Consider the following 25,849-nt stretch of genomic DNA (forward strand, 5'->3'; position numbering starts at 1 on the left):
GGCGGTGGAGAGCTGGCGGAGGTCGAACCCGGTCGGCCGCCCCTGGGTGCGCGGACTTCTGCTGAAGCGCCGGGCGCTTGGACCACGGATCCGCCCGGCGGCTGCTGTTCGGTTTGCGGGTATACCCCCGGGGCCTGGCGGCCGGACTACGTCACGTTGCTCCCGGATCGGTGGCAATGGGCGGCGGAGGCTCCAGGCGTCCTCCGCGATGCGTCCGCGCGCCGGGGCGCGGTCCTACTGCTGCTTGACCTCGACAACTTCAAGGCGGTCAACGACACCTTCGGCCACCGTGCTGGCGACGCGGTGCTCCGCGCGGTCGCGAGCACGCTGAGAACCGTTGTGGGACAAGAAGATGCGCTCGCTCGGTATGGAGGGGACGAGTTCGTGGCCCTGTGCTCCGTGGCTGATCCGCACGAGGCGATCGCGGTGACCCACGAGTTGGCGGGGGCAGTACGGGAACTGGTCGTGCTCACACCTGGCCTGCCGGGCCAGCCCACGGCGCGGATCTCGAATGTGACTGCGGCAATCGGCGCCGCTTTTCTGCCGGCGGGATATGGGGATGTCCGCGGGATTGACGAAGCGATGGGCCACGCCGACGCTGCGCTCCTTGAGGCGAAGGGAATGGATGAGGATCGGACTTGTCTCGTCTTTCTCGGGGCGCAGTTACGTCAGTGGCGAGAGGAACCTGGGCCTTTGTAGTAGCGAGTCAGGTAAAGGGGACGCGGCGCGCACTCAGGGGAGAGCTGTGTGCGGCCGGAGCAGGGGAGAAAGAGCAATGATGACAGAAATTGACTGGACGGCGGTTCAACGCGTGGCGCATGTAGTTCGAGGGGAATGGACGCTTGCGATCGTGCGGGCGCTCATGAACGGGCCGCTGCTGTACTCGAGGCTGAAATCAGAAATCGAGAACGGTCCCCTGATGTCGGGATGCATGCTGCACCACAGCACCCTTTCTCGAAACCTGGCGAATCTTGTCCAGTGCGACGTGCTAGAGCGGCGTCAGCTGTCCGGAGGATATCAGCCAAGTGTGGAGTACCGGCTAACCGATTTCGGGAAGCGTGTTGTTCGAGTCCTGCGTGAGGCTGGTCAATGATCCGTCATCTGAAAGTGTGCAAGGATGTTGAGCTGTACATTTCTCAGCACGCTGTGACTTCACGCAGCGAGAACGATATCACCTTCCACTTGCCGTCGTTGTTGCGCGCAGTCGCTTCCGCAATCCGATGAGTGGCCGTCGGGTCGGCGAGACCGCCACGCGCTTTGTGCTTACGCCAGCGACTGACATCGACGCAATCAATGATGTCCACCTCTATCGGAACCTCCGGAATGCGAACTTCTTTGACTCGTGGCGCGAGGACCGGTAGTCCAAGGGTGATATTGCCAGCAATGGAATCGGTGTACAGCAGGCCGCGAATATCTGTCAGAGCCTGGCCTGAAGTGTGTACGGAGAGTCCAGTCGAGTGGTGGTTCGCGCTGGCGGCGGCCGCAGTCAGTTCGTGCCACATACCCCTGTAGGCGTCCAAAGCTCGACGCGCCGCTTCGCTGCTGCTGCCGCCATTCGGCGAGGTGGTGACTGGTGCCCTGGAAGCTCGAACCGTGAGGTCTGACTCTTCGGCGGATGTGGACGTGGGCGCAGGGGGAGGGGGCTGATGTTGCTCGCGTGATCCGCAGCCCGCGAGCAGCACCGCAGGGCACAACAGAAGTGTCAGTCTCTGCTGGCGTCGAATCAACATGGGATTCTCCCAAGGTAGGTTCCTTCTTCAGGTATAGCTGGCGTCTTCATGCTTGCGGGATCGCAAGTCTGACTAGCGTTGTTGCAAGTATGGGCTGATTCATTCTTTCGGAGGTTCACGAACGAGGGAAACTCATCATGCTTGCACAAACGCGAGTCCATACTTGCGTTGCGGCAAGTAGAGGTGCATGTCGTAAACAGGGGATGACGGAACGTCGGTCGGGTTCCCAAATCCATCTGGAGTGAACTATGCACGCAGTCGCAAAGCGCATGGCCGTAGTCGTGGTAGTGAGCGTTCTCGGCGGAGCAGTCAGCAACCCTGGTGTCCGCGGAGAGGTTGTAGCCGTTCGGCAAGTTGTCACCTGTGAGTACCGGACCATTAACACAACGGAGGTCTATCGAGCCCCGGGAGACATCTACTCCACGCGTCCCTACAAGATCCTTTCGCGAGGCACCGTCGTGTGGGCCGAACAGGCCACCCAGCCGCATCCAAGAGAACCAGTCATTCATGTGCGTCAGCTTGTGAGTGGCGGTTGGGTGATCGCTGGTTTCCTGGCGCGCACCGGGAGACATTGCGACACGTTTTAGCTTTCCTCATCGCACGAGCGGAGCTCGTGCAGCGGGCCGACCACCTCAACCCCCTTGGTGGTCGGCCCGCCCTTTCATGTGCAACGCATCGGATCGGCAGGTCACATGGTCAGGCACTGCCAGTCAGCACGATGGCCAGAGTCGAGCAGATCAGGAACGGTCCGAGAGGAAGATCACCGCGTCGGTGACGTCCACGGCGGCAGGCGAGGGCGTTCAGCACGAGCAGCGCCGCCGCGGCCGAGACGTAGCTGAGCAGCAGTGCCGTGCCGGCCGCCGCCCAGCTCACCCAGCCCACCGTGAGCCCGCACAACCCCGCCAACTTGACATCGCCACCGCCGAGTTGGCCTGGAAGGCCGAGGTAGAGCACCAGGTGCAGTCCGACCGCGGCCACGCTGACCAGCACCGCGCGCAGCAGCGACTGGTAGTCCCGCATCGACGCCGCAGCCAGTCCCAGCGCGATCACCAACGCCGGGTAGCTGGGCAGGATCAGGCAGTTCGGCAGGCGCCGCTGCGTGAGGTCCGTCGCGGCCAACACGACGCCCACCGCGGTGAAGCAGCTGAACGCGACCAGCACGGGATGCGCGTCGAAGCGCCAGGCCAGGGCCGCGAACACTAGCGTGGAACACATCCCGACCGCTGCCCTGACCGGCCAGGACAGGCCAGCAGCCAGTGCGGCACCCGCCGCACCGCCCAGCCCGGCCCAGGCCGCGATGAGGAATCCGGTCATGGCTCCTCCCACTGTATGAAAGATCGATTACCGCTGAGTCGGTGGTTGATCTTCTAGAGGTGAACGCCACCGCCGTGCCCTGGCGGATTGTGTGTATGTGACCACGTTACTGGCGTGAATGATCCAGTTCTTTTTCGCAGGCGTGCGGGGTAGCTCAATGGTGTGAATGCTGTCTCGGAACTCCATACGTGCGTTTGCGCAAGTGTGGTCCCACGGTTGTAGAACCGACTCGACATGATTTCCGGAGTTCGTCGTGGAGGTTCTCATGCGTATCCAGCACCGCTACTCGCCCACGAGGTACGCGGTAGCCCTGCTCGCCACCGCGGTGAGCGTCGGCACCGTCGCCGGGTGCGACCAACAGGTCACGAGCCGGAGCGCGCCCCGCAGCACCTCGACGGCCGAGGTGACCCGCCCGATGCCGTCCGGATCCTCGGCGCAGCAACAGGTTCTGGCCGCCTACAACGGCATGTGGTCAGCGATGAGCGCGGCCGCGGAGAGCTCGGACCCCACCGCTCCGGCGCTGTCCCGGCACGCCACGGACTTCGCCCTGGACAAGATCACCCGCGGCCTGCGGATCGACAACGACAACGGCGTGGTCACCCGTGGTGCGGTGAAAACCGCGCCCACGATCACCGAACTCACTCCGCCGCAGGATCCTCGAGAGGCCCGGGTCGCCGACTGCGGGGACGACGGGGAGACCGCGAAGTACACCCGAGCTGGTGCGCGAGTGCCGGACTCCAACGGCGGGCGACGCAAGATCCAGGCCCGGCTCAAGCTCGTCGGCGACCGGTGGCTGGTCACCGACTTCGCGATGTTGGCGGTCGGATCATGCTGACCTCGAGGCTCGTCTCCGCGACCGCGACCACGGCCATCGTGGCGGTGCTGCTGCCCGTCACCGCGCAGGCGGCTCCGGCCCCAGGCGGTGTGTGGTCTCACGTCGGCTGCGGCCAGGGGAATAGCCCCGAATGCGAAGTGCTCGCCGGACAGAACTCGCAGAACTCGGCCACTGGCGCCGGATCTCGCCCGGCCGCCCCAGCGGGCGATGGGAAGCCGATCTGCTCCTACACGCCGGTGGAGGATCCGGCAACGCTGAACTCGTTGGCCTTCCGCCCCAACGAGCCGGCCGGCAGCCCCTTGGCACCCGGGTCCCGCTACTACCTCAAGCAGTGCGAGGGCCAGGCCCCAGGCTGGGTGCTGCTGGCCCCCGGAGTCCTCCCGCCTCCGCCGTCGCCTCGTGAGCTGGCGGTCCAGGCGCGGTCGCGGTTACGGCCGCCGCGTCCGGTGATCTCCTCCAGCCCCAGCGCAACCCAGCTGGTCAACCTGCCGACCTGGCTCTGGACCGAGCGGGCGAACTGGCACCCGGTCTCGGCGACCGCGGGTGTGCCGGCCCTGTCGGTGACCGCGATCGCCATGCCGAACGCGCTGTCCTTCTCCACCGGTGACGGAACCACCATCGGCTGCGCCGGACCGGGAACCCCGTTCTCCGGTAAGGACAAACCGGCCGCCGCGTCACCGGACTGCGGCCACACCTACCGCGCGGCCTCTCGTGGCCGCGGGTATCCGGTGAGCGCGACCATCCGGTGGCGAATCACCTGGTCCGGCGGAGGGGAAAGCGGCAGCCTGCCCGATCTGACAACCGCCGCCTCGGTGACGGTGCCGGTGGAGGAGGCCCATTCCCTGTCCGTTCGCTGACCCCGCCCGCCCCAGCGCCAGCAGGGGTCCACAGCCACCAAGGAGCGCCGCGTGAACAGGCCCACTCCCCATCCCCAGCCTCCCCGCGGCACCGCAGCGGCCCTCGGCGATCAACCGACCGGCGCCCCGGTGTCCCGCCTGCGGGGCAAGACACGCCGACACCGCCTTCCGCACCTGGTGCTGGGCATCCTGCTCGTCGTGGCCTGCACGGCCGGAGGCGTCGTCGCCGCAACACGGCTCGGTGCCCGGGAAACGGTCCTGGCGCTGGCCCGGCCGGTGCAGGTGGGCCACGTTCTCACCGAGCACGACCTACAGCAGGTCGACGTCGGAGCAGAGCCCGGGCATCCACTGCTGGCCGCCTCCGACACCTCCACCGTCCTCGGGCAGCCCGTCGCGTTCACCCTGCCCGCCGGGACCTGGTTGACCCGCGCCCTGCTGGGCACGCCACGGGTCCCGCCGCACGGCACGGCGATCGCCGCCATCGCGTTGAAGCCGGGCCAGTTCCCACCGGAACTCACCACCGGCGCCACGGTCCTCGTCCTGGCCACCGCCCCCCAAGGACAGGGAGCAACCGCCACCGCGCCGAGTGCGTCGTGGAGCGCGGTGGTGGGCGGGGTCGCGGTCCGGGAAAGCGAGCAGACCACGGTGGTCTCCCTGCACCTGGCCGAAGCCGACGCCCGTGCCGTCGCCGCCGTTCCGGCCGGCCAACTGGCCGTGGTCGCTGTCGCCGGAGGTGGTCGCTGATGCTGATCGCGGTCTGCTCGTTGAAGGCATCACCCGGGGTCACCACACTGGCGTTGGCGCTGGGCGCGTTGTGGCCCGCAGGCGCCGAACCGATCGTCGTGGAAGCCGACCCAGCTGGCGGGGACCTGGCAGCGCGGTTCCAGCTCGCCACGACCCCGGGGCTGGTCGGCGTGGCCGCCGCCCTGCGCCGCACTGACGATCCCGCCCTGCTGCACCGGCACGCCCACCGGTTTCCCGGTGGCCTGCCGGTCGTGCTCGCCCCGCCCACGGCTGAACAGGCCAGCGCCGCACTGCACGTGGTGGCCGACCGCGGTGCGATCCTGTTGCGCCGTGCAGCGGCCCAACCGGCAGCCGTGGTGATCGTCGACTGCGGGCGGGTCGAGCCAGGCTCGGTGACCCTGCCGATCCTGCGCGCCGCCGACGTGATGGTGCTGCTGGCCCGGCCCAGCAGTGCTGAGCTGGCGCGCCTGGCGCTGATGTTGCCGGTGGTCTCCCGCTGGTCCCCGCGACCGCGGCTGATCCTGCTCGGGCCGGGCTACCGACCCGAGCACGTGCGCGCGACGCTCGGGATTCCGGTTCTGGCCACCGTCCCGCACGACGACAAGGGCGCCTCCGTCCTCAATGGAGCGATCGAGGCTGGGGCCTGCCCCGCACGGTCGCTGTTGGGGCAGGCGGCCTCTCGGATCGCGATGCTGGTGACCACCGAGGTCCGCGACCGGGCGCCGGTTGGTGCCGCGCCCCAGTCGTTGCCGCCGCGACCGCGCTCCACCGCCACGATCGGCGTCCCGGCACATCCGGCTCGTCACCACCCGGGAGCGGCGCCATGAACGTCGAGCATTCCCGCAACGGCAGCGTCCCGGTCACCACCGCGACGGCCGCGCCGCGAAGCGAACCGCCGGGGCCGAGCGAGGTGCCCTTCCGCCCGCCGGGTGAGTCCGCGGCGAAGGCGCGCCTGCGCGATCAGCTCTGCACCGACCTCGCCGCGCGGCTGCCGGACCAGGTCTTGGCCCAGGACGCGGACCGACACTCGATGTCCGGGGCCAGGCGGCGGCAGCTGGCCCAGCAGATCCTGCAAGAAGCCGCCGAGGCCCACGCCCGAACCGAACTGGCCACCCCCGGCGGACTCTTGCTGGCCCCGGAGGTCGAGCAGCGCGTCATCGCCTCGGTGCTGGATGAGTACCTAGGCCTGGCCGGCCTGGAACCGCTGCTGGCCGATCCGGACATCGAGACCATCAACATCAACGGCGCCGACGCCGTCTTCGTCCACTACGCCGACGGCCGCCGCGCCCGGATGCCCCCGGTGGCCGCCACCGACGCCGACCTCATCGACCTGGTGCGCGAGCTGGCTGCCCGCTCTGGACTGGAGGAGCGGCGCTTCGACCGCGCCAAGCCCATCACCAACTTCCAGCTGCCTAGCGGGGAACGGGTCTCGGCGGTCATGGCCGTAACTGCCCGGCCGACCGTGTCGATCCGGCGTCACCGCCACCGCAGGGTCACCCTGGCCGAACTCCGGGCTCTGGGCACCCTCGACCGCGGCCTGGAGTCGCTGCTCGCGGCGATGGTGCGCGCCCGCTTCAACCTGCTCATCACCGGCGCCACCGCGATCGGCAAGACCACCCTCCTGCGCGCCCTGGCCTCGGTGATCCCGCCGTGGGAACGGCTGATCACCATCGAAGACGTCTTGGAACTGGGCCTCGGCCACGACCCGCAGGCGCATCCGGACGTGGTCGCGATGCAGGCCCGCGAGGCCAACATCGAAGGCCAGGGCAGGCTCACCCTCTCCGAGCTGGTGTGGGAGGCGCTGCGGTTGTCCCCGGACCGGATCATCGTCGGCGAGGTCCGCGGACCGGAGGTCATCCCGCTCACCAACGCCATGTCCACCGGCAACAACGGCTCCATGGGCACCCTGCACGCCGCCAGCAGCCACGGTGCCTTCACCAAGCTGGCCGCCTATGCCGTCCAGGGTGAGGAGCGGCTGCCGATCGAGGCCACTAACCTCCTCGTGGCCTCCGCGGTCAACTTCGTGGTGCACCTGGATCACCCCCGCGGCAGGCCCGGCGGGCGGGTCGTGACCTCCGTACGCGAGGTCGTTGGCGCCGACGGCCGGCAGATGATCTCCAACGAGATCTACCGCCCCGGCCCCGACACTCGCGCAGTGCCGGGCGCGCCGCTGCGCGCCGACACGCTGGAACGTCTTGCCGCCCACGGGTTCGACCCCGCGCTGAGCGAACGGCCCGAGGGGTGGTGGCAGGCGTGAACACCCTGGTACTGGCCACGCTCGGCGCCGGGTTCGCCGCCGGACTGCTGCTGCTCGCACACCGCTGGCGCACCGCAGAGCCCCAGCCTCCGCGCACGTCCCCCCGCAGGCGCACCGTGACGTGGTCCCGCGCCGACACCGTCCGCTGGGCCGCCGCGACCGCCTCGGGCGTGCTGGTCGGGGTGGCCACCGGCTGGCCGGTCGGCGCCGTCCTGGCCACGCTCGCCCTCGCGCTGCTGCCCCGCCACTTCGCCCCGCCCCGCGCGCAGCGTCGCCGTGTGGCCCGGATCGAGGCCATCGCGTCCTGGACGGAGATGCTGCGCGACACCCTCAGCGCCGCGGCCGGACTGGAGCAGGCGATCCTGGCCGCCGCGCCGATCGCACCCCGCCCGATCCGCCCCGAGATCACCGCCCTGGCCACCGCGCTCCGGCGGGGGCAGCGGCTTCCCGTCGCGCTGGCCGCTCTCGCCGACGGCTTGGCCGATCCCACCGCCGACCTCGTCGTAGCCGCGCTCCACCTCGCCTCAGACCACCCCGCCCGCGACCTGGCCGACCTGCTCGGCGAACTTGCCACCGAGGCCCGCGCCCAGGCCGCGCTGCGGCTGCGGGTGGAAGCCGGACGGGCCCGTACCCGGACCAGCGTGCGGGTCATCCTGGCCACCACGCTGGCCTTCACCACCGGTCTGGTGGTGTTCAACCGCGAGTTCCTCACCCCGTTTGACACCACCGCCGGCCAGGGCGTGCTCGCCGCCATCGGCGCCCTGCTCGCACTCGCGGTGACCTGGCTCGGACGCATCGCCCGCGACCGGGAACCCGACAGGTTCCTCCTGCAGCCGGCCAGACCCATGGTGCGTGCGGAGTTGGGGGAGGTGCGGTCATGACGCTGCTGGTGACCGCCGGTGCCGGCGTCGGGCTCGGGCTGTGGATGCTCGTCGTCGGCCTGTTCCCGCCGCGCCCGCCACTGTCGAGGGTGCTGGAGGAGCTCACCACCGTCCCCGACACCCCACGCACCGACACGCGAGGCGGACTCGGCGCCGCGGTGGTGCGCGCCGCCCGGCGCGGCCTGCCTGCCCTGGGCTGGCCCACACTCCGCACGCGCCGATACCTGGAGGTCATCGGCACCAGCGTCGAGGTCCACGTGGTCACCACCGCGCTGATGGCCCTGACCGGCCTGCTCGCCCCCGTCCTGGTCTACGCGGCCCTGGCAGCGGTAGGGCTGGAGCTTGAGTGGGAGATTCCCGCCGTCACCGGTCTTGTGCTGGCCGCCGGTGCCGTCGCACTCGCCGAGCACAACGTCCACCACACGGCAAGCCTGCGCCGGGACTCCTTCCGGCACGCGCTGGCCGCCTACCTGAACCTGCTGCGCATCCTGCTCGCCGGAGGCGCTGGGATCGACAGCGCGCTGACCGACGCAGTCGACATCGGCCAAGGCTGGCCGTTCCACCGGATCCGCCACGCCCTGGACACCGCCCGGCTGACCCGCACCACCCCGTGGCGCGCCCTCGGCAAACTCGGCGCCGAACTCGACATCGACGAGCTCGTCGAACTGGGCGCGGTGCTCACCCTGGCCGGCGCCGAAGGAGCCCGGGTCCGCGCCAGCCTGACGGCCAAGGCCGCCGCGGTCCACACCCGCGAACTCGCCGACGCCGAAGGCCGCGCGCTGGCGGCCACCGAACGCATGACGCTGCCGGTGGTGCTGCTCTTCGCCGCCTTCCTCGCCCTCATCGGCTACCCGGCCCTGGCACAGATCCTGGGAGGTCTGTGAAAAATCCGCCAGTTCACGAATTCCGAAGGGTCGATTGACCGGAACTGAAGGGAGGTGTTCCTCAATGAGGCGATTCTGGTGCTTCGGTTGCCGAACTGGAGTCGGCGGGGCCGAGTACCTGGTCAAGCTGGGTTGCCCAGTCGGTGTTGGCGAGGCCGGCGGCGATCAGCACGTCCCGCCAGTCGGTCCTGCTCAAGGTGACCGCTTGTCGGAATCGCGCGAGGTCCCCTGCGGCGAGCAAGACGATCGCCGCTTGAACGCGCTCGCTGCCGAGCATGTCGTCGCTGTCGTGTCGAAGCTCGGCGAGCTGACGGTGGATCTCTTCCGCCGAGCCGGCGGCCGGGAAGTCGCGGCGAATTCGCCGAAGCAGGCGGGTTTCGTTGGTCACGGGTTGATCGTGTCAGGTGTCGCGTCGAGGGTGTGGCTGGTTGGTGAGGTCGGGGTGTTCGACGGTGGCGGTGTAGCGGAGGGCGCCGCCAACGGTGAGACCGAACAGGTCACCCAGCCGGCGTGCGTCGCCCTTGTCGCGATCGCTTCGTGCAGGATTCGGTCCTCCCGAATGGAGCTGGCGGGCAAGCGACACCAGGAGCTCCACATCGTCGAGAACGACCAACGATCGAAATCTCGCGGATGGCTTCAGGAATCGTGACCAGAGGTCAAGAACTTCACGCCATCGAGCGAACCCACGCTGACCTGCACCTCAAGGCCAGCCACCAAACCGACGCCCTACGGAACTCGCGGGAGTACCAACACACCACCCCATCCACACCTCATCAAGGGAGAAACGACATGTTCATCGAGATCACACTCCTCCTGGCCTACGTCCGCGCCCGGTTGCACGACCTCCGCGCCGATGAGCGGGGCTACTCCACCGAAGCCGTGCTCGTCACAGCGGTCATGGTCGCCGCGGCGATCGTGGTGCTGGCGATCATCGTGCGCAAGGTCATGGCCAAGGCCAACGGAATCACGTTGTAGGACAACATGATTCTCCCGACCACAACCGACCGCGCGACACCGCAGACCGACCGTCCCCGTCAGACCAAGAAGGCCTTGTGGCGGCTGCGCCGGGATCAGTCCGGCGCAGCCAGCGCCGAGATTGTGGTGGCCATCCCCTTGCTGCTCGTGCTGATCATGCTGATCGCCCAGTTCACCTTGTGGGCGCACGCAACCCACATCGCGCAAGCGGCAGCTGCCCAAGCCCTGGCCGCCACCCGCGTTCTCCACGGCAGTGCGAGCGCGGGAACCGCACGCGCGCACCAGGTTCTGCAGGCCATCGGCACCGGCCCCTTACGCAGCCACCGCATCAGCGCGCACCGCGGAACCGGGCAGGCCACGGTGAGCATCTCCGGGATCGCGACCCCGGTCGTGCCCTTCCTGCGGCTCCCGGTCCACGCCGAAGCCGCCGGACCGGTCGAACGCATCACCACCGGCACCTGACCAACGACGAGATGTCCTTGCCCCAGCAGGAGAATGCGAGTCAACGCGATGAGCAATCGGGTGGTCAGCACTTGCCAGGATGGTGATGGTCTTCGCCTGTGGAATCCACACGTGGACCGCGCCCGACTCCGTCGGCGCAGCCGCCATGGCCACCGCGAGCCGTTTCCCGGCGAGGCGCTGGCGGGCTGCGCAGCGGTGACGGTCGTCGGACTGCTTCTGGCACCCGGGTTCTTCCTGCTCTGCCTCGCACTCGGCCTGCTCGCCCACGTGATCGTCTGGTGGGCAAGCAACCGGCCCACCAGTTCGGAACTGTTGATCGAGATCGATCACGGGAACTGTCAGGAGCAGGACATCGGTGAGCTGTGGTACTGCACCTGCTCGCTGACCACCCTGCCGCCCTCGATCGCCGCGCTGACCAAGGGAATCATCACCGCGGTCGGGCAGTTGCACCGCAACGCTCCGACAGAGGTGCTCGACGCCGACCAACGACGGCGGGTTCACACACTGGCATGGGACACGGTGCGCTGCCTGTACCAGAGCCGAAACGTGCGGAAGGTCCTGCAAGCCGCAAGCCGGGAACCTGAGCGGGACGAGCACCTGCGCGCCGTACGGCAGGCCGTGGCCACGATCGACCGCCGAGCCGACCGAGTCCTCGACGAACTTCGCCACACGGTCAACTTGGCCACTCGATGGCGCGAGACCCGCCACCGGATCGACACGCTGGCCCACGACCACGCGGTCATCGCCGGGTCCCACCTGCCCTCGATGACCGCCACCACGGCCGAAGCCACCGAAATGCGCGAAAGCGTCGAGGCCTACGTCAGCGCCGCCCGCGACCTCCTGCACGCCGACCCGCTGACCCACCTGCTCACCACCTGCCCGCGCGCCACCGGGCACCGCTAACCACCGGAGCCAGGATGCGCCCTCCACCACGCCACACACACCACCCGGCCGCAGCCAACCGCGCCCCCATCGGCACCCCGGAGATCGCAAGCGTTCCCAGCGACGCGCAGAGTTTCTTGCATTGGCAACGTTTGTGCGCCCTAACGACGAGCGAGCGCGGCTCGGCTGCCGCCGAGCTGGTCCTGCTCACGCCGTTGTTGATCCTCGTGCTGCTGTTCGTGGTCTTCTGCGGCAAGCTGGCCCACATCTCGTTGCGCCTCAACGACGCCGCCCACCAGGCCGCCCGCGCCGCCACCCTGACCCGCGAGCCAAGCCAGGCCACCGCGAGCGCCCGGGGCACCGCCGAAGCGGCACTCGCCTCCGCTGGCATCAACTGCCGTTCGCTGGCCGTGACCGCCGGCACCGGGCAGTTCCGGCCGGGCGGGGCGGTGAACGTCACGCTCACCTGCCGAGTGGATGTGTCCCAGCTGACGATGCTCGGCGTCCCCGGCACCCACGTGGTCACCGCGAGTTCCTCCTCGCCCCTGGACACCCACCGCGGCATCACCACAGGAGGCACGCCGTGACCACCTCGGCCACCCACCAACCCACCAGCAACCGCCTCGGCAGCAACGACACCGGCAGCGTCACCGCCTTCCTGGTCGTGCTGGTCACCGCGGTCCTGCTCTTCGCCGGACTGGTTCTCGACGGCGGCCTCGCCCTGGCCGCCAAGATCCGAGCACTCGGCCACGCCCAGGAAGCAGCCCGCGCCGGCGCCCAGCAAATCGACCTGGCCGCCTACCGCGCCGACGGCACCCTGCGCCTGGTAGCACCCCAAGCCCGCACCGCCGCCCGCGCCTACCTCACCGCCGCCGGTGCCACCGCGGACAGGATCGTCGTGGACGGCACCACCGTCACCGTCACGGTAACCGCCCGCCAGCGCACCCAGCTGCTGCACCTGATCGGCATCACCAGCCTCACCCTCACCGCCACCGGACAAGCCGAACCTCAGCGCACCGAGGGCGATCCCTGACCACTCCACACCCGGATTAGAACCGCCCGTCCACAACAGGAGACCGAGATGACCACGCCTGAGGAGATCGAACGACGCATCGCGCACAACGACGCCGAGCGGACACGGCCAAACAGGCCGGCGAGCTGGCGCGGCGGCACCACGCTGTCAGCCAGCAACGCGTCGATCTCGAACGAGAACTCGGCGAGGTCCTCGCCGCTGCCCAGGACGTCATCGGCGTCGACGAGCTGGCGAAGTTCACCGACGTGCCGGCAGCCGAGCTCCGCCGATGGCTCGACGGTCGGAAACCGAGCCGCACCAAGCGTCAACGTGCTGTCGTCACTGCCGCTGCGCCGCAGCCGTCCGGGTCCGCAGCGACCGACCTCGACTCTGACCGCGGGCTGGCGCCGGTCAGTGCAACGCTGAGATGAACAGCGGACACCGAGCCCGAGGTCCCCTCCCTGGCCTCCGCCTTACCTGCCGGATCCTGCGCAGCGTATTAGCCACCGCGGCATTGCTCGCTCTCATCGTCGGGTTGCCCTGGGCGCTGGTGCGCTACGTCGGCTGGCCACTGCCTGATCAGCTGCCCACCCGCGTCGAGCTCATCATGCTGATCAACAACCCCCTCACGGCCAGCAGGATTCTGGACGTGCTGGCCTGCGCCACGTGGCTCGCCTGGGGGCTCTTTCTCCTCGAGCTCGGGCGCTCCGCCCTCACCATGCTGCGCCTCGGCAGTGGCCGCGCCAGAGGCCCGCTGGCCAGGGTGGCCGCCGGAGTGGTGGGAAGCCTGATCATGACCTACCTGACCCACCGCGCGACCCAGGCAGCCGGAGCTGTCCCGATCATGGTCGTTGGTGGGAAGACGGCATCCTCGACCGCCCACGAGCTGAAACGCGCCGCCGCCAGCCTCGTCGGAGCACAGCCTGGGGCGCATTCGCCGCTGGACACACGGCTTGTGCCCCCACCGCGGGGAATGGAGGTGGTCACCGAGACGGTGCGGATACCCGAACATGGCATCTACGACAGCCTGTGGCGGGTCGCCGAGCGAGTCTGGGGCCGCGGCCAAGGCCACCGCTGGCCCGAGCTGTTCGCGCTCAACCAGGGCATCCTGCAAGCCGACGGCCGGGCCCTGCAGCACCCGAACCAGATCCGGCCCGGCTGGCACCTCATCGCCCACCGGCCCGCCCCCAGCACGAGACCCGCGGCGCCACCGGCAGCCGAGCCCCCTCCCGACCGTCCCGCCCCGGCCACACCACAACACACCAGCCCACCTCAACCGACCCTTCGTGCGCCGCCCGCGCCTGGCGAGCACACCGACCAGCGCCACGAGGCCAGCTCCGGATTCGACCTGCCCGGCGGAGCCTTCCTCGGCCTCGGGCTGGCCACCGCGATCACCACCACCCTGGCCACCCTCGCCTTGCGCCGTCGGCGCCGCTACCGCATCGGCAGCGCCGACCGCTCCGACCTGCGCCCCCCGGCCCCCATCGTCCGAGCCCTGCACCATGCCCAAGACCACCGGTCCCCACACACTTCACCGCTCGAACCGCGCACCGACGAGGCGCCCTCCAGCGAACTGGAGGTCGGCGTGCGCGACGGGCGGCCACGTCTGCTCGATCTGGCCGCGACCCACGGCCTTGGCCTCATCGGCCCCGGCGCCGCCGGTGCCGCCCGAGCCCTCCTGCTCGCCCTGATCACCCGCACCCCCGTGGCGCAGCGACCCGGCATCCACCTCATCGCACCCGAGGAGGATCTGGCCAGGATCCTGGAGAGCACCGCACTAAGTGGCCTGCCCGCCGCGGTGACCCTCGTCCCCGATCTGGACATCGCGCTCAACGCCATCGAAGCCGAACTCCTCACCCGCGCCCACCATCACCTCGACCACCCCAATGACAGGCCCACTCCGACCACCATGGTGCTGCTGGCCGCACCTGTCCCGGGCCGTGAGCAACGGCTCCAAGCCGTCCTGGACAACGGGAAGTCCTTGGGAATCACCGGCCTGTTGCTCGGCCAGTGGCCAGCCGGCACCACCATCCGCATCCGCGCCGACGGCACGATCGGCGCGGCCAGCCCCGGCCTGGGAACCAACCTCCTGGACACCAGGCTGTTCACCCTGCCCGCCACCGACACCACCGATCTGCTCGACCTGCTGACCATGGCCACCCCACCGTCGCCGACCGCCCCACCACCGGCGGTCGCCGTCGAAACCGGCCGAGGTCTCCACCGCCCCGCCGGTGGCAGGGGCGCCGCCTGTGTGGATCGCCCGGATGAGCCACTGCCGCCACGGCCGCGAGCCGAGACAGCCCAGTCCGCAGACCACGCCCTCACCGGCCATGGCCCCGAACCGTCCCCGCGGTCCACGCCTCTGGCGCTAGGCGTACTGGGACCCGTGCGCCTCACCCTGACCCGTGAGAGCACCGTCAGCGACCTGACACGCAGCCTCACCAGAAAGCACCACGAGTTCCTGCTCTACCTCGCCTTGCACCCCGACGGTGCCCGGCGCGAGGCCATCAATGAAGCCCTCTGGCCAGACTCGCGGCCACCCCGGCCTTTCAACTCCTTTCACACCACGGTCTCCCGCCTCCGCCGCGTGCTGACCTCCGCTACTGAACTCGCCGACGAAGTCATTGAGCACGCCACCGGCCGCTACCGCCTCAACCACGAACTCATCACCGTCGATCACCACGAACTCCACGCCGCCTTGCTTCACGCACGCACTGCCGCCGACCCCGCCACCGCCGTGCGCCGTGCCGTGTCGCTCTATACAGGCCCGTTGGCCGAGGACCTCACCGCTTTGTGGATTGCGCCCCACCGGGAACGGATACGCCGCGACCTCCTCGACGCCCTCGGAGCGTTTGTGCACGACTGCAATCCGCTCCACCCTCGCGAAGTTCTGGCGATGCTGGAAAAGATGCGAGAAATCGATGTGTATAACGAGAGCATCTACCGGGACATCATGCGATCCCAGGCCGAACTAGGGCAAAGAGAGGCTGTTGCCCGTACACTGGACCTGCTGGACCGAACGCTGCGTCAGATTGATGAGAAGCCACAAACCGAGACGCTCGCTCTCGCTGAAACCCTCCTCGTCGAACCGGGCCGATCAGGCCCGACGAGGATTCCCTGGAAAGCCGCTTCGGCTGCGGCAGGGGAGCGTCATACAAGAATTTCTGACAAGCCATGACTGGGTCGACGAAGTGGCGGGTCCGGCCGCGGCCGCCGCCACGACAGAGAAGAGGCAATCGCGACGCGCCGATTCCTCTACCGATCACTCTTCCACTCCGTGCGCCTGCGGCTCTACCTACTAGACGGGTAGACCCCATGTGAAGCGAAGGGCCAGTTCGCCGGGACCGTCGGGGCTGCCCGCGGTGGGGCCAACTGGCCTGGAAAGAGGCAGCTGAACAGTGTGCGGGGAGGCGTGCTGTGGTCAGGCGACCGAGGCTCAGGGGCCTCCTGGGCTCGGCCCTAGGCCATTTAGTAAAGCCCAAATATTGTGCATCAACCATTCTTTGCTTTTACCTGCTCCTGTGGCCGGCGCTTCCTTTGTGAATGTGGGTATTGAATGCGCATTGAGCTGGGTATTGTCGACCTATTTATGTTCGAAAAGAATCTTGAGATCGTTGCGTGAATTCATTGATGATTGCCGCCGAATAGCGTATTCTGGACGTACAGGGAAGAAGGGGAGGTCAGTGATGGACTGGTTTGTCTTGAATATGCGTATCGGTAACCCTGAGAGCTCGGTTCCCGCCCTTGTCGACCTCAGTTCCGGATACCTCAACCCGGCGTTCGACCGGTACGCCGCTGAAAAGCTCGTCAACTGGTGCAACGGGCTGTACGAAGAGTTCGGCGGAGGATCGGCGTACGGCCGTTGGGAGGGCGACATCCTTTGCATGTCCGACATGGAAAGCGGGCAGAAGGCAGGCGAGGAGATCGAGATCGAGCCTGACGAGAATGGGTTGTACCGGATTGCGTGGTACCGCACCTGGGAGTGGGAGCCCGCCGATGACTACTCCAGCGAGGTCATCTGGCGATACCGACAGGGGTCGCCGCCTGAACGCGCAACGAAGGAAGACGACGAGGAGGAGCCAGCGATGGACTGGTTCGCCTTGAAGATGACCGTCGGTGACCCCAAGAACTCGTTCCCCGCGCTGGTGGACCTCAGTTCCGGATTCCTCAACCCGGCGTTCGACCGGTACGGCGCTGAAAAGCTCATCGACTGGTGCAACCGACTCTACGAAGAGTGCGGAGAAGGCTGCTCGACCGGTCAGTGGGACGGCAGCACGCTCTACATGAACTACGACGACGGCTCAGACCAAGAGATCGAGCCCGACGCCAACGGCCTGTACCGGATCGCATGGTGCCACCTCTGGGAGTGGGAGCCCGCCGACGAGTACTCCACCGAGGTCATCCGGCGGTACCGACAGGCCCGAGCATCCGGCCAACCCGCGTGAGCAAGCGAGAACCCGCGACACGCTCTCCTGATCATCACCACGAACGTCGAACCCCAACGAATGGAGGTGGCCGCCATGGGACACCCAGCAACCCTCCTTGCCGCCCGCCGCAGGCAAGACGATCAAGACCCGGGCCACGTCGATGCCGAGGCCCAGACCGAGCTGATCGAACTGTTCACCAGACTGGCCCACGCTGGCTGTCGACCGTTGCAGACCAACCCCTACCTGATCCATGAACCGCCCAACCACGGCGACATACTCCAGGACTCCGAGGTCTCGGCCGCCATAGCCGGAGCGCCCTCGGCGATCGAGCTGGTCGAGCTGCCCGTGTCCTACTCCGACTACGGCGGAAGCGACCTGGATGTGGCCAACCAGCGCTCCCTGATCGAGACCTTCGGCGAGGGCACCTTCGTCCGCCTCGTGGATGGTCACGGCTCCGCAGGCCTCGCTCTTCCCTACCAGCGGCCACTGCCCGATGACGATGATCACGATCTTCTCCGCCAACTGGTCGAACAGATCGAAACGCTGCGCGAGAGCCCGCTGCTCAACGACGAAACCCACAGCGCCTACGTCACCGAACTGGCCGATGCCGCCTGGGAGCAGTGGCTGCGGTACGACGTCGCCAGCGATCTCCGTGACCGCGCACCGGACGATCAGGCCGAGGCCCACCTTGACAGCTGCTCCGAGGAAACCGTGCGCGAGGCCTACTACGCGTTCGAGAACGAGTGGGTGTGCCAGACCGCGACGTCGGTCACCAACCTTCGTCACGCCGAGGCCATCACCCACATCGCCGAGACCGTCCTCGGCTGGCCGTCCCGCTGACCGCACGGGCACCCGCCGGTCACCGAAGGTGGCAAGGGTGAAGCACCACTCACCGTGGCGATCCCGCGCAGCGTCAGCGTGCCCGATCAGCGGGACTCTCTAGCCCGAGAAGGAAATCCTCTCGGCTAAGACACCCGCCAACCCCCAGCTGGACTGCGGGGAAACACCGGCTTCATGCCATCGGCCGGCGTGCGTCCACGTCACCGGGGTGAGAACTCCGGGCACGTCACCGAGTTCGCCGAGCCGTGTGCCGGTCTAAGTCGATGAAGCCGTTGTGGCGTAACACCAAATGGAGATGGATCATGCGTGCGCTCATCAACCACCGCAACGAACTGTACCGCTCGCCAAGCCAACACCCCGATCACAGCCTTGACGGCTCCGACAGCGCGGTCTTTTTCCTGGGCAGGGGACGCACGGCCACGGCGTTGAGCAGGCGGCAGGGCGCCATCACCCCAGCCGAGCTGGTGACCCAGCCCTACGGTCGCGAACTGCTCGCATCGACCACCGACGCCGCTTACCGCAGCCTGGTCAAGAAGCTACGGACCCCAGTCACCGAGCCGATCCAGCCCTTGGGTGCGGACGGGGACCCGTTGCGATGTCCGCCCGGTGGGCACAGAGCCGTGAAATGGCGTCACTACACCGATTTTCCGGTTCCCACTTGCCTCTACGCCTTCGAGTACGGACAGGTCTTCCTGTGGCTGGTCTCGCCAACCCACGATCCCGACGACGATGAGATACAGCTCGAACCGCACGGGCAGTGGGCATCGTTGTTACTGCCCCAGAAGGGATCCGCCGATCCCGTCTGGCTGATCCCGGAAGCGCGGGACTACGGCGAGAAGATCCAGTCCACTGTGGACCTGGACATGAAGGGCGTCGCCAGCCTGATCATGGCCGACTTCCGGCGGGAACGGGAGAAGAACGCGGCGTTGTCGTTGTGCCAAGACCTCTGGATCGACCTCGCCGAGGATCTCAGCGTCACCCTGTACGTCTTCGGGCTGGCCGACGCTGACCTCAACCTGCCGCCCTACCGCAAAGGTGGGCCGTTCGGTTCCCGGGAGAACTGGGCCAGCCCAGGGCACAACGAACTCCAAGACGACATCGAAGAAGCTCTGACCAACCTCACGCGCCCCTACGACTGGACCAACCCGATCGACCCGGACAACGACACCCGGCTGGGGCTGAGCATCAGGATCCTCACCGAGGACGGACAACGCCGCCACACCACCCGACGCGGAACCGTCACCGGCCCCGCGCGCCACCGGTGACCGACGCCGCCACGCCCCGCTCAAGCCAACTGACAACCCTAGGCACGCAACAGCAAAGGAGCCAGGACCATGATCGGCCTACGTCTGCTCTGGAACGACTACCACCTCTCACCGCAGGACGGGCCCCGCCTGCACGACAACGGCAAGCCCTACTTCGGTGACCGCGCCGCGTTCTTCCTCGGCCGGGGCCGAGGATCGCGCCTGCTGGGCAAACGCCGCGCCCGCTCTACCCCGGGGCAACTGCTGAGGCTGCCTGTCGGCCACGATCTGCTCAGCGCCACCACCGAACACGACTACCTGCGCCACGTCGAAACCCTGCTGTCCTGGAACGACAGCGACACCGATGACCACGACGCCGTACCGCAGCAGCTTCGCTGCCCAGCAGGCGGTGTGAAGGCCTCGAAGTGGATGAACTACGAACCCTACGAGGTCGGAGTCAACATCTACGCCTTCGACAACGGCGCGGTCCACCTGTGGAACCGGGAAGACCACGAGCACTACACCGGACAGTGGTTCAGCCTCGACCTCCCCGCCCCCGGCTCGCCCGATCCAGTCTGGCTGATCCCCGAAGCGCGCGACTACGGCAACCGCGTCCCCGAAACCGCCCACCTGGAACTACCCGAGATCGCCCACCAGATCCTGACCGACTTCCACCGCAGACGCACCGAGGACCCCGTGCTGTCACTGTGCCAAGACCTGTGGATCGACGTGCGGCTCCGCGGCCACACCACCGTGTACGTCTTCGGACTCCCCGAGGACGAACTCAACCCGCCGTGGCCGTGCCCCATCGAGCACATCCCCAACTCCTGCCTGCTGCGCGCCGAACCGCTCTACAACGAGTTCCAGGACGACATCACCGACGCGATCATCCGGCTGACCCGGCCCTACGACTGGCACAACCCCTTCCAGGACGACGACACCCGCCTAGGCCTGACGGTGCACCTGCTCAACGCAACCGGGAACACCCGCCTCGCCAACTACCGGGGCACCGTCACGATCGTCGACGAACACCACCGCCGCGCCGTGCCACCACCGGCGAAACAGCAACCGCCGAACCACAATCGGTCCACTCCCGCACACCCCGCGCGGTGATCTCGCGGTACCGGACTGGACGAACAACGGTGACACACAAGAGGAATCGAGCTGACCATGTACGGGCTCCGCAACACCTTCGACACCTACTACACCTCCCCGGCCGTGCCCCACCTCGACACCACCGGCGCACCCGTCTACGGCGACTCCGCCGCGTTCTTCCTCGGCCGGGGCCCGGCGGCCCGATGGCTGGGCGAACTCCCCGACCGAGCCACACCCGGACAGTTGGTGCACCGACCCGGCGGGCGCGCCGTGCTCACATCACCCACCGGACACGACTACCACCGCGCGCTCGGCCAACTCCTGGCCACCAGGGCCAGCACCGAGGACCACCGGACCGACCGCACCCGGTACCCGCTCTGCCCGCCACCAGGCCGCGCAGCGCTGGGATGGAAGCAATACCCACCCCGGTCAACCAGAGCGACCCATCTCTACGCCTACGACCACGGCGCGATCCACCTCTGGGTACGCGACATCGCCGAGTTCCACACCCCCGGACAATGGCACACACTGCTGCTGCCCGAGCACACCGGCGACCCGGTCTGGCTGATCCCCGAAGCCCGCACCTACGGTACCCAAGCGATCGAGACCGCCGAACTCGAACTCGCCGAGATCGCCCCGCTCCTGTTCGCCGACGCGACCAGCCGCCACGGCGAGACCAAGCACCTGCCCGCACCGCAGGACCTGTGGCTGCACGTCACCGACGACCACCACCTCGCCATGCGGGTATTCGGCCTCCCCGACCACCTGCTCGGCACCCTCTGCGCCGCCGACCACCTCGGCGACGAGGAACCCTCCAGCAAACTCACCAGCGCGAACTTCGACGGCGACCCGACTCTCCACCGCATCGCCACCGCCATCTGGGCACTCGCCGAACCCTACGACTGGACCAACCCGGTGGACAGTCACGACGTCCGCTTCCGGTTCGCGGTGCGGTTCCTCAGCCACGCCGGACAGCAGCGTTTCGCCCACCGTCGCGGCACGATCACCCTCGGCCCGGACCACCGCCCACCAGCACCCGCTGGATAGTCGGCCAGGACCCCGCACCCCGCCCGGTGACACACCGCGGCCACGGCGCGGTTGTCCGGTCTCGCAGGGCCGCTCGGCTTGGCTTGCTGGACGCCGCACCGACTGGATGACTCCACCAGCAGCGCGCTCGCGGCACCGCGGCCTGCGCTGACCCGGCCCTGAACGCATCCGCCCTGCACAGGCACCGATGACGCGATCAACGTTGTGCCACAACGAAAATGGAGCGAGTTAAATGCGTGGACTCAGAAGTGCCCGGCTGCCCAGCTATCGATCACCCCAGCAGGACCCCTGGAGGCAAGGCCCGCCGAGACGACCTCCGGGACACGCGGCCTTCTTCCTTGGCCGCGGCCCCCAGGCGCGGCTGTTGGGAGTACGCCGGGAACGCACCACCCCGGCCGATCTTCTGGCACTGCCCCACGGCAGAGCCGTGCTGACCGCCACAACCGTCCAGGACTATCTGCACTCGACGCGAAAGCTGTTGGCATCCAACGACATCACCGAGATGGCAGCCGCCGATGGAGATGAGATCCTCTGCCCGCCTACCTGGCCCGCCGCCCAGGAGTGGCTGGACCACGTGCCACCCGACAGCATCACCCACCTCTACACCTTCGACGGCGGCACAATCCACCTCTGGGCCTGCGACGCTCCACGGATTTCCCCTATAGGCCAATGGTTTCTCCCGGTGCTCCCCGAACCGGACAGCGGCGACCCGGTCTGGCTGCTCCCGGAAGCCGATGCTACGGACCCCAAGCCGTCCCCACCGGCGACCTCGAACTCCCCGAGCTCGCCCCCCGGATCCTCGACGACTTCTGCGCCGAACACGCCACCACCCCGTTGATGTCTCGGCGAAACGACCTGTGGGCCTATGTCGGCGGTGAAGATGTCCTGTTGATCATGGTCTTCGGCTTGAAAGACGATCAACTGGGCGAGTTCGCGAACCACCTCATCCACGGTGAGCCCCGCTCCCAGGGACTGGTCAGCTGGAACGCGCCCACGCAACGGCGTCTCGCGATCGTGTGGAGGAAGATCGCACCGATCGTGGACCGCTACGACTGGACCAACCCACTGGACCAACACGACATCCGCATCTGGCTCAACATCGGATTCCTCAGCCAAGCAGGCCAGAGACGGTTCCACAACCGACGCGGCACGGTCACCATCGCCCCAGCCACCGCGCGGATGCCGCGGCCACTCCACACCTTTCCGGAATAGGGCAGACCGGCACGTTCAGTCAGTCCTATTTGCAGAATCGACAAATGTGGATCCGTCAAATCGAGCACCCTGGTCGAAGCGAGCTCCCTGGAAAGAGGTATATGCCGGAAAGCTTGCTCCAGGAAAATGTATGTCCGCGTGAAACCAGGGCTCGCCAGCGAAGGTGGTGAAGCTAAAGTAGGCGGCACAGTTGAACTTGGCACCCCGAAAGTCGGCGGTGAAAGTGCCGCGCGCCTCATCATAAACGAACCTTGCGGCCTGAATAAACGCCCAGTCTAGATCAATTTCCTTGAATAGAGTTTCTCCGGCCAGGATGGCATGGTTGCAATTGAGGCTACTTACTTTACAGTGGCTCAGGTTCAAATTGATTAGATATGCACCGTCAAGGTTGAGGGAAATATCTGACCAGAACTTGTCGCTAGTGGGGTTTCTGTGTTTGTCAAGGTTTGGTTGGAGGTGGACGGTCAGAACTTCTTGTGCGGTTAGCCGTACCTGTCGCTCCTGTTTGTGGCGTTCAATCTCCGCTGGGTCGACATTTTCTGACCTCGACTTGCCAGACTTATGGTGGCGGATTGACCCTTTCTTGCCCCGTGTTCTCCTCTGTTGTTTAGGCGGCGGGAAATATGCGAGTCGCAGATATGCGCAAATCATGTCAACCACGGTTTGGCGCAGCGGCGGGGTGGCCTGGGCGAGGCGTTCCAGGGCGTAGATTCCGCCGAGGCGAACCGGTACCTTGTCGGAACCAAGCTGGTCGACCGCCTTTGCGAACAGCTCGGTAATTCGTTTCTCGGCCGCATCGTGCTCGGCGGCTGCGGCAACGCGGTCCTGGTGAGCCTGGTTGGCCACAGCCACGGCCTCGGTGTGAGCCTGGGCGCGATCACGCAGAAGTAAGTCTTGTTCGGCGGTGCGCTGTCGGCGGGCAGTCAGATAGACGGCGAACAAGCCGATACCTCCACCAACTACGGTGAGCACGAAGGTGGTGAGGCTTAGGCGTGCGGTGGCGAGGTCCTTGCCGTCAGACAACCCCGCACTGACCCAAGGCCATACCAATAGGCCAGCGCCAGCGCCGAGGGTGAGCACGAAGACGGCGACGACCGGGAACAGCCACCGCGGCAATTCGCGTGACGGGGGCGGAGTGGGTGTCGAGCTAGAGGTCAAAACGGCTCTGGGCATGGGATCCGGCACGCCCCATGGTTGCGCACGGCACTACCTGACCGCACTCGCTGCTGCCCGCGCCGGCCTCGTCGACGGGTACCAGGCGCATGTAGCAGGACGTCATCGCACCGCTGTTGAGGCGTGCGACGGGCCTCGGTGCGACAGCCTGGAGTACGCGAGAGAGTCTTCGGCATGCGCCACGCCACCGCGCTCCGCTACACCACCATCGTCCGTGGGTAGCACCTTGGGGCGGACGCCGTTGCCGTGGCGGTCGTGGCATAGCTCGAGACGGTAGCTGCCCACACGACAGACTGACGCGGGGAGCGGTTGCCGGACGCACCAACCGCCCCCGGAGCCCACTGGCAGCGAGGATGATGGCGCTTCGGGCGGAGCGTGCTGGTTCCTGACCAAACTCGCCCCCCGAACAGGTCTAGCGCCACCTTAGTAACAGACCTTGGCGGACCGGCGACGTCAACCACAGACGTTGGCGTCGCAGCCCGTGCCCTGCTCACCGGCCACCCGAACGGCACATCAGGCTCCTGGGAATCGAGTAGCGGATGTTGGAAAAGTTCAATGACGGCGCGAGGCAGGTGAGTGTCCTGGCCGAGGGCGAGGCATGGATGCTGAACCACAACTACTTCGGCACTGAGCACATGCTACTGGGCTTGATCCGCGAAGGTGACGGTCTCGCGGCGCTGGTGCCCGAATTGCTGGGGATCGCGCTGGAGCGCGTGCGTCAGCAAATCGAGGAGATTGGCGGCCAGGGCCAGCAGGCACCGCCGAGTGGGCACATCCCTTTCACACCCCGGGCCAAGAAAGCGCTTGAGCTATCGCTGCGTGAGGCGCTGCTGCTCGGCCACGACTACGTTGGCACGGAGCACATCCTGCTCGCCCTGATGTGTGAGGGCGAGGGGGGGCGCCACCCAAGTGCTCGCGAGGCTCGGGACCGAGCCCGACCGCCAACGCGAGCGGGTCTTTCAGCTGCTGAGGCACTCAATGCCTGAGGAGAGCAACGAGGAACCCGCACAGCCACTCGCGTTCGATCGGTTAGGTCGCAACCTCACCATACTCGCGGAGCAGCGCAGGCTCGACCCCGTCATTGGGCGGGACGAGGAAATCGTGCGGGTCATGCAGGTGCTGTCCCGCCGCACCAAGAACAACGCCGTGCTCGTCAGCGAGCCCGGCATCAGCGCCACCAACGTGGTGGAAGGTCTCGCGTGGTGCATTGTCCGGGGGACGGTGCCGGACACGCTGAGGGGCAAGCAGCTGTGCACCCTCGACCTCAGTGCACTGGCCGCAGGGCAGGTCGAGGACATCAGAGAAGCCTTTAATGAGATCCACACCCGTGGTGATGTCATCCTGTTCGTCGACGAGATCCACACCCTTGTCGGCACGGACGCCGACATCCTGCTATCGCATGCGCGGTCGATAGTTAAGCCGATGCTGATCCGCGGCGAACTGCAGGTCATCGGTGCGGCCACAGCCGACGAGTACCACCGGTACGTCGAGAAGGATCCCACGCTGGAACACAGCTTCCAGCCGATCCTAGTCGGCGAGCCGACGCTCGAGCACGCCATCGAGATCCTGAAGGGTGTGCGCGACCAGTACGAGGCACACCACCGCGTCTTGATGACCGACCAAGCCCTCGTCGCGACGGTTACCCTGGCCAGCCGGTACTTCTCGGACCGGCCACTGCCGGAAAGCGCGCTTGATCTTCTCGATAAGGTCGGTGCCCGCTCGCGCACCCGCCGCATGCTCGCACCGCCGGCCATGCGCGAGTTCGATGAGAAGATCGCCGACTTGCGCCGCCGGACAGAAGTTTTGATGGGCGTGCAGGACTTCGCGGGCGCCGCGCGGCTGCGGGACGACGAAAGGCAGTTGTCAGACCAGAAAGCGAAACGCGAGAATCAATGGAAGGAAAGCGCTCTCGGCGTCGCGGAGGTCGACGAGGACGAGATTATCCAGATCGTAGCGGAGGAAACAGGGATTCCCGCCG

General features: G+C 67.4%; 27 protein-coding genes and 1 pseudogene. 22 read left to right on the forward strand and 6 right to left on the reverse strand.

Translation table 11 applies throughout. The features are described 5' to 3' along the window. The first annotated feature begins 156 nt into the window (after positions 1 to 156). Both M8C13_RS08875 and M8C13_RS45745 read left to right on the forward strand, forming a co-directional pair. Positions 157 to 699 carry a GGDEF domain-containing protein gene (locus tag M8C13_RS08875; protein WP_252480017.1) on the forward strand — a complete coding sequence of 181 codons (543 nt, stop codon included), beginning with the start codon at positions 157 to 159 and terminating at the stop codon, positions 697 to 699. A 79-nt stretch (positions 700 to 778) separates the two neighbouring features. Beyond that, positions 779 to 1,093: a winged helix-turn-helix transcriptional regulator gene (locus tag M8C13_RS45745; protein WP_374213041.1), complete on the forward strand. Its 315-nt coding sequence runs from the start codon at positions 779 to 781 to the stop codon at positions 1,091 to 1,093. A gap of 43 nt (positions 1,094 to 1,136) precedes the next feature. On the opposite strand, the gene M8C13_RS08880 is transcribed toward M8C13_RS45745, so the two are convergent. Further along, positions 1,137 to 1,730 carry a hypothetical protein gene (locus M8C13_RS08880; protein ID WP_252480018.1) on the reverse strand — a complete coding sequence of 198 codons (594 nt, stop codon included), beginning with the start codon at positions 1,728 to 1,730 and terminating at the stop codon, positions 1,137 to 1,139. Positions 1,731 to 2,426: 696 nt separating this feature from the next. Further along, positions 2,427 to 3,044, reverse strand: a complete 618-nt coding sequence (locus M8C13_RS08885; RefSeq protein WP_252480019.1) for a prepilin peptidase — start codon at positions 3,042 to 3,044, stop codon at positions 2,427 to 2,429. 265 nt (positions 3,045 to 3,309) lie between these two features. Between M8C13_RS08885 and M8C13_RS08890 the strand changes: the two genes are divergently transcribed. The 7 genes from M8C13_RS08890 to M8C13_RS08920 are packed head-to-tail and all read left to right on the forward strand — an operon-like array spanning position 3,310 to position 9,502. Continuing rightward, positions 3,310 to 3,879 carry a hypothetical protein gene (locus M8C13_RS08890; RefSeq protein ID WP_252480020.1) on the forward strand — a complete coding sequence of 190 codons (570 nt, stop codon included), beginning with the start codon at positions 3,310 to 3,312 and terminating at the stop codon, positions 3,877 to 3,879. Beyond that, positions 3,873 to 4,736, forward strand: a complete 864-nt coding sequence (locus M8C13_RS08895) for a hypothetical protein (RefSeq protein WP_252480021.1) — start codon at positions 3,873 to 3,875, stop codon at positions 4,734 to 4,736. The genes M8C13_RS08890 and M8C13_RS08895 overlap by 7 nt, the downstream gene beginning before the upstream one ends. 51 nt (positions 4,737 to 4,787) lie before the next feature. Beyond that, positions 4,788 to 5,480 carry an SAF domain-containing protein gene (locus M8C13_RS08900; RefSeq protein WP_252480022.1) on the forward strand — a complete coding sequence of 231 codons (693 nt, stop codon included), beginning with the start codon at positions 4,788 to 4,790 and terminating at the stop codon, positions 5,478 to 5,480. Beyond that, complete coding sequence (locus tag M8C13_RS08905; protein ID WP_252480023.1) at positions 5,480 to 6,307, forward strand: chromosome partitioning protein; 828 nt, start codon at positions 5,480 to 5,482, stop codon at positions 6,305 to 6,307. The genes M8C13_RS08900 and M8C13_RS08905 overlap by 1 nt, the downstream gene beginning before the upstream one ends. Next, a complete protein-coding gene (locus M8C13_RS08910; RefSeq protein ID WP_252480024.1) occupies positions 6,304 to 7,737 on the forward strand; it encodes a CpaF family protein in 1,434 nt (477 codons plus the stop codon). Before M8C13_RS08905 ends, M8C13_RS08910 begins: the two co-directional genes overlap by 4 nt. After that, a complete protein-coding gene (locus M8C13_RS08915) occupies positions 7,734 to 8,618 on the forward strand; it encodes a type II secretion system F family protein (protein ID WP_252480025.1) in 885 nt (294 codons plus the stop codon). Before M8C13_RS08910 ends, M8C13_RS08915 begins: the two co-directional genes overlap by 4 nt. After that, positions 8,615 to 9,502 (forward strand): type II secretion system F family protein, encoded by an 888-nt coding sequence (locus M8C13_RS08920; protein WP_252480026.1) that lies wholly within the window; start codon positions 8,615 to 8,617, stop codon positions 9,500 to 9,502. The genes M8C13_RS08915 and M8C13_RS08920 overlap by 4 nt, the downstream gene beginning before the upstream one ends. A 61-nt stretch (positions 9,503 to 9,563) precedes the next feature. On the opposite strand, the gene M8C13_RS08925 is transcribed toward M8C13_RS08920, so the two are convergent. Both M8C13_RS08925 and M8C13_RS08930 read right to left on the reverse strand, forming a co-directional pair. Further along, entirely contained in the window at positions 9,564 to 9,890 is a 327-nt protein-coding gene (locus M8C13_RS08925) for a hypothetical protein (protein ID WP_252480027.1), read from the reverse strand. Between the two features lie 12 nt (positions 9,891 to 9,902). Continuing rightward, positions 9,903 to 10,115 carry a hypothetical protein gene (locus M8C13_RS08930; protein ID WP_252480028.1) on the reverse strand — a complete coding sequence of 71 codons (213 nt, stop codon included), beginning with the start codon at positions 10,113 to 10,115 and terminating at the stop codon, positions 9,903 to 9,905. 176 nt (positions 10,116 to 10,291) lie between these two features. On the opposite strand from M8C13_RS08930, the gene M8C13_RS08935 reads away from it, so the two are divergent. From M8C13_RS08935 to M8C13_RS08955, 5 genes are all read left to right on the forward strand, one after another. Further along, a complete protein-coding gene (locus tag M8C13_RS08935) occupies positions 10,292 to 10,477 on the forward strand; it encodes a hypothetical protein (protein ID WP_252480029.1) in 186 nt (61 codons plus the stop codon). A 6-nt stretch (positions 10,478 to 10,483) separates the two neighbouring features. Next, positions 10,484 to 10,939, forward strand: a complete 456-nt coding sequence (locus tag M8C13_RS08940; protein WP_252480030.1) for a TadE/TadG family type IV pilus assembly protein — start codon at positions 10,484 to 10,486, stop codon at positions 10,937 to 10,939. A gap of 48 nt (positions 10,940 to 10,987) precedes the next feature. Continuing rightward, on the forward strand, positions 10,988 to 11,842 hold the full coding sequence (locus M8C13_RS08945; protein ID WP_252480031.1) for a hypothetical protein: 855 nt from the start codon (positions 10,988 to 10,990) through the stop codon (positions 11,840 to 11,842). 131 nt (positions 11,843 to 11,973) lie between these two features. Beyond that, on the forward strand, positions 11,974 to 12,408 hold the full coding sequence (locus M8C13_RS08950; protein WP_252480032.1) for a TadE/TadG family type IV pilus assembly protein: 435 nt from the start codon (positions 11,974 to 11,976) through the stop codon (positions 12,406 to 12,408). Beyond that, positions 12,405 to 12,854 (forward strand): pilus assembly protein TadG-related protein, encoded by a 450-nt coding sequence (locus M8C13_RS08955; RefSeq protein WP_252480033.1) that lies wholly within the window; start codon positions 12,405 to 12,407, stop codon positions 12,852 to 12,854. Before M8C13_RS08950 ends, M8C13_RS08955 begins: the two co-directional genes overlap by 4 nt. On the opposite strand, the gene M8C13_RS08960 is transcribed toward M8C13_RS08955, so the two are convergent. Beyond that, a complete protein-coding gene (locus M8C13_RS08960; protein ID WP_252480034.1) occupies positions 12,830 to 13,162 on the reverse strand; it encodes a hypothetical protein in 333 nt (110 codons plus the stop codon). The genes M8C13_RS08955 and M8C13_RS08960 overlap by 25 nt on opposite strands. Positions 13,163 to 13,347: 185 nt before the next feature. Here M8C13_RS08960 and M8C13_RS08965 point away from each other — a divergent pair, with 185 nt between their 5' ends. The 7 genes from M8C13_RS08965 to M8C13_RS08995 all read left to right on the forward strand — a co-directional run bounded on the left by M8C13_RS08965 (position 13,348) and on the right by M8C13_RS08995 (position 22,698). Beyond that, positions 13,348 to 16,011 carry a BTAD domain-containing putative transcriptional regulator gene (locus M8C13_RS08965; RefSeq protein ID WP_252480035.1) on the forward strand — a complete coding sequence of 888 codons (2,664 nt, stop codon included), beginning with the start codon at positions 13,348 to 13,350 and terminating at the stop codon, positions 16,009 to 16,011. A gap of 508 nt (positions 16,012 to 16,519) precedes the next feature. Then, positions 16,520 to 17,278, forward strand: coding sequence for a hypothetical protein (locus M8C13_RS08970; protein ID WP_252480036.1), 759 nt, complete (start codon positions 16,520 to 16,522; stop codon positions 17,276 to 17,278). Positions 17,279 to 17,353: 75 nt separating this feature from the next. Beyond that, the gene (locus M8C13_RS08975) at positions 17,354 to 18,100 is read left to right on the forward strand and encodes a hypothetical protein (protein ID WP_252480037.1); all 747 of its coding nucleotides are present in this window, start codon (positions 17,354 to 17,356) and stop codon (positions 18,098 to 18,100) included. A 302-nt stretch (positions 18,101 to 18,402) separates the two neighbouring features. Continuing rightward, on the forward strand, positions 18,403 to 19,365 hold the full coding sequence (locus M8C13_RS08980) for a hypothetical protein (protein ID WP_252480038.1): 963 nt from the start codon (positions 18,403 to 18,405) through the stop codon (positions 19,363 to 19,365). A 69-nt stretch (positions 19,366 to 19,434) separates the two neighbouring features. Then, entirely contained in the window at positions 19,435 to 20,457 is a 1,023-nt protein-coding gene (locus M8C13_RS08985) for a hypothetical protein (protein ID WP_252480039.1), read from the forward strand. 57 nt (positions 20,458 to 20,514) lie between these two features. Further along, positions 20,515 to 21,486, forward strand: coding sequence for a hypothetical protein (locus tag M8C13_RS08990; protein WP_252480040.1), 972 nt, complete (start codon positions 20,515 to 20,517; stop codon positions 21,484 to 21,486). An 837-nt stretch (positions 21,487 to 22,323) separates the two neighbouring features. Then, entirely contained in the window at positions 22,324 to 22,698 is a 375-nt protein-coding gene (locus M8C13_RS08995; protein ID WP_252480041.1) for a hypothetical protein, read from the forward strand. A gap of 15 nt (positions 22,699 to 22,713) precedes the next feature. Here the strand turns inward: M8C13_RS08995 and M8C13_RS09000 are convergent, their stop codons facing one another. After that, entirely contained in the window at positions 22,714 to 23,721 is a 1,008-nt protein-coding gene (locus tag M8C13_RS09000; RefSeq protein WP_252480042.1) for a pentapeptide repeat-containing protein, read from the reverse strand. 689 nt (positions 23,722 to 24,410) lie between these two features. Between M8C13_RS09000 and M8C13_RS09005 the strand changes: the two are divergent. Continuing rightward, positions 24,411 to 25,845 (forward strand): annotated as a pseudogene (locus tag M8C13_RS09005) (Clp protease N-terminal domain-containing protein); the annotation flags it as partial. Between the last annotated feature and the right edge of the window lie 4 nt (positions 25,846 to 25,849).

It is taken from the genome of Crossiella sp. SN42 (assembly GCF_023897065.1).
Classification (GTDB): Bacteria; Actinomycetota; Actinomycetes; order Mycobacteriales; family Pseudonocardiaceae; genus Crossiella.

Bases quoted from the DNA above. Each gene is read 5' to 3' on its own strand.
- M8C13_RS08935 (WP_252480029.1), top strand. From the start codon at position 10,292: ATGTTCATCGAGATCACACTCCTCCTGGCCTACGTCCGCGCCCGGTTG.
- M8C13_RS08975 (WP_252480037.1), top strand. From the start codon at position 17,354: ATGGGACACCCAGCAACCCTCCTTGCCGCCCGCCGCAGGCAAGACGAT.
- M8C13_RS08895 (WP_252480021.1), top strand. From the start codon at position 3,873: ATGCTGACCTCGAGGCTCGTCTCCGCGACCGCGACCACGGCCATCGTG.
- M8C13_RS45745 (WP_374213041.1), top strand. From the start codon at position 779: ATGACAGAAATTGACTGGACGGCGGTTCAACGCGTGGCGCATGTAGTT.
- M8C13_RS08905 (WP_252480023.1), top strand. From the start codon at position 5,480: ATGCTGATCGCGGTCTGCTCGTTGAAGGCATCACCCGGGGTCACCACA.
- M8C13_RS08980 (WP_252480038.1), top strand. From the start codon at position 18,403: ATGCGTGCGCTCATCAACCACCGCAACGAACTGTACCGCTCGCCAAGC.
- M8C13_RS08985 (WP_252480039.1), top strand. From the start codon at position 19,435: ATGATCGGCCTACGTCTGCTCTGGAACGACTACCACCTCTCACCGCAG.
- M8C13_RS08910 (WP_252480024.1), top strand. From the start codon at position 6,304: ATGAACGTCGAGCATTCCCGCAACGGCAGCGTCCCGGTCACCACCGCG.
- M8C13_RS08990 (WP_252480040.1), top strand. From the start codon at position 20,515: ATGTACGGGCTCCGCAACACCTTCGACACCTACTACACCTCCCCGGCC.
- M8C13_RS08920 (WP_252480026.1), top strand. From the start codon at position 8,615: ATGACGCTGCTGGTGACCGCCGGTGCCGGCGTCGGGCTCGGGCTGTGG.
- M8C13_RS08945 (WP_252480031.1), top strand. From the start codon at position 10,988: ATGAGCAATCGGGTGGTCAGCACTTGCCAGGATGGTGATGGTCTTCGC.
- M8C13_RS08880 (WP_252480018.1), bottom strand. From the start codon at position 1,730: ATGTTGATTCGACGCCAGCAGAGACTGACACTTCTGTTGTGCCCTGCG.
- M8C13_RS08885 (WP_252480019.1), bottom strand. From the start codon at position 3,044: ATGACCGGATTCCTCATCGCGGCCTGGGCCGGGCTGGGCGGTGCGGCG.
- M8C13_RS08995 (WP_252480041.1), top strand. From the start codon at position 22,324: ATGTCTCGGCGAAACGACCTGTGGGCCTATGTCGGCGGTGAAGATGTC.
- M8C13_RS08940 (WP_252480030.1), top strand. From the start codon at position 10,484: ATGATTCTCCCGACCACAACCGACCGCGCGACACCGCAGACCGACCGT.
- M8C13_RS08890 (WP_252480020.1), top strand. From the start codon at position 3,310: ATGCGTATCCAGCACCGCTACTCGCCCACGAGGTACGCGGTAGCCCTG.
- M8C13_RS08970 (WP_252480036.1), top strand. From the start codon at position 16,520: ATGGACTGGTTTGTCTTGAATATGCGTATCGGTAACCCTGAGAGCTCG.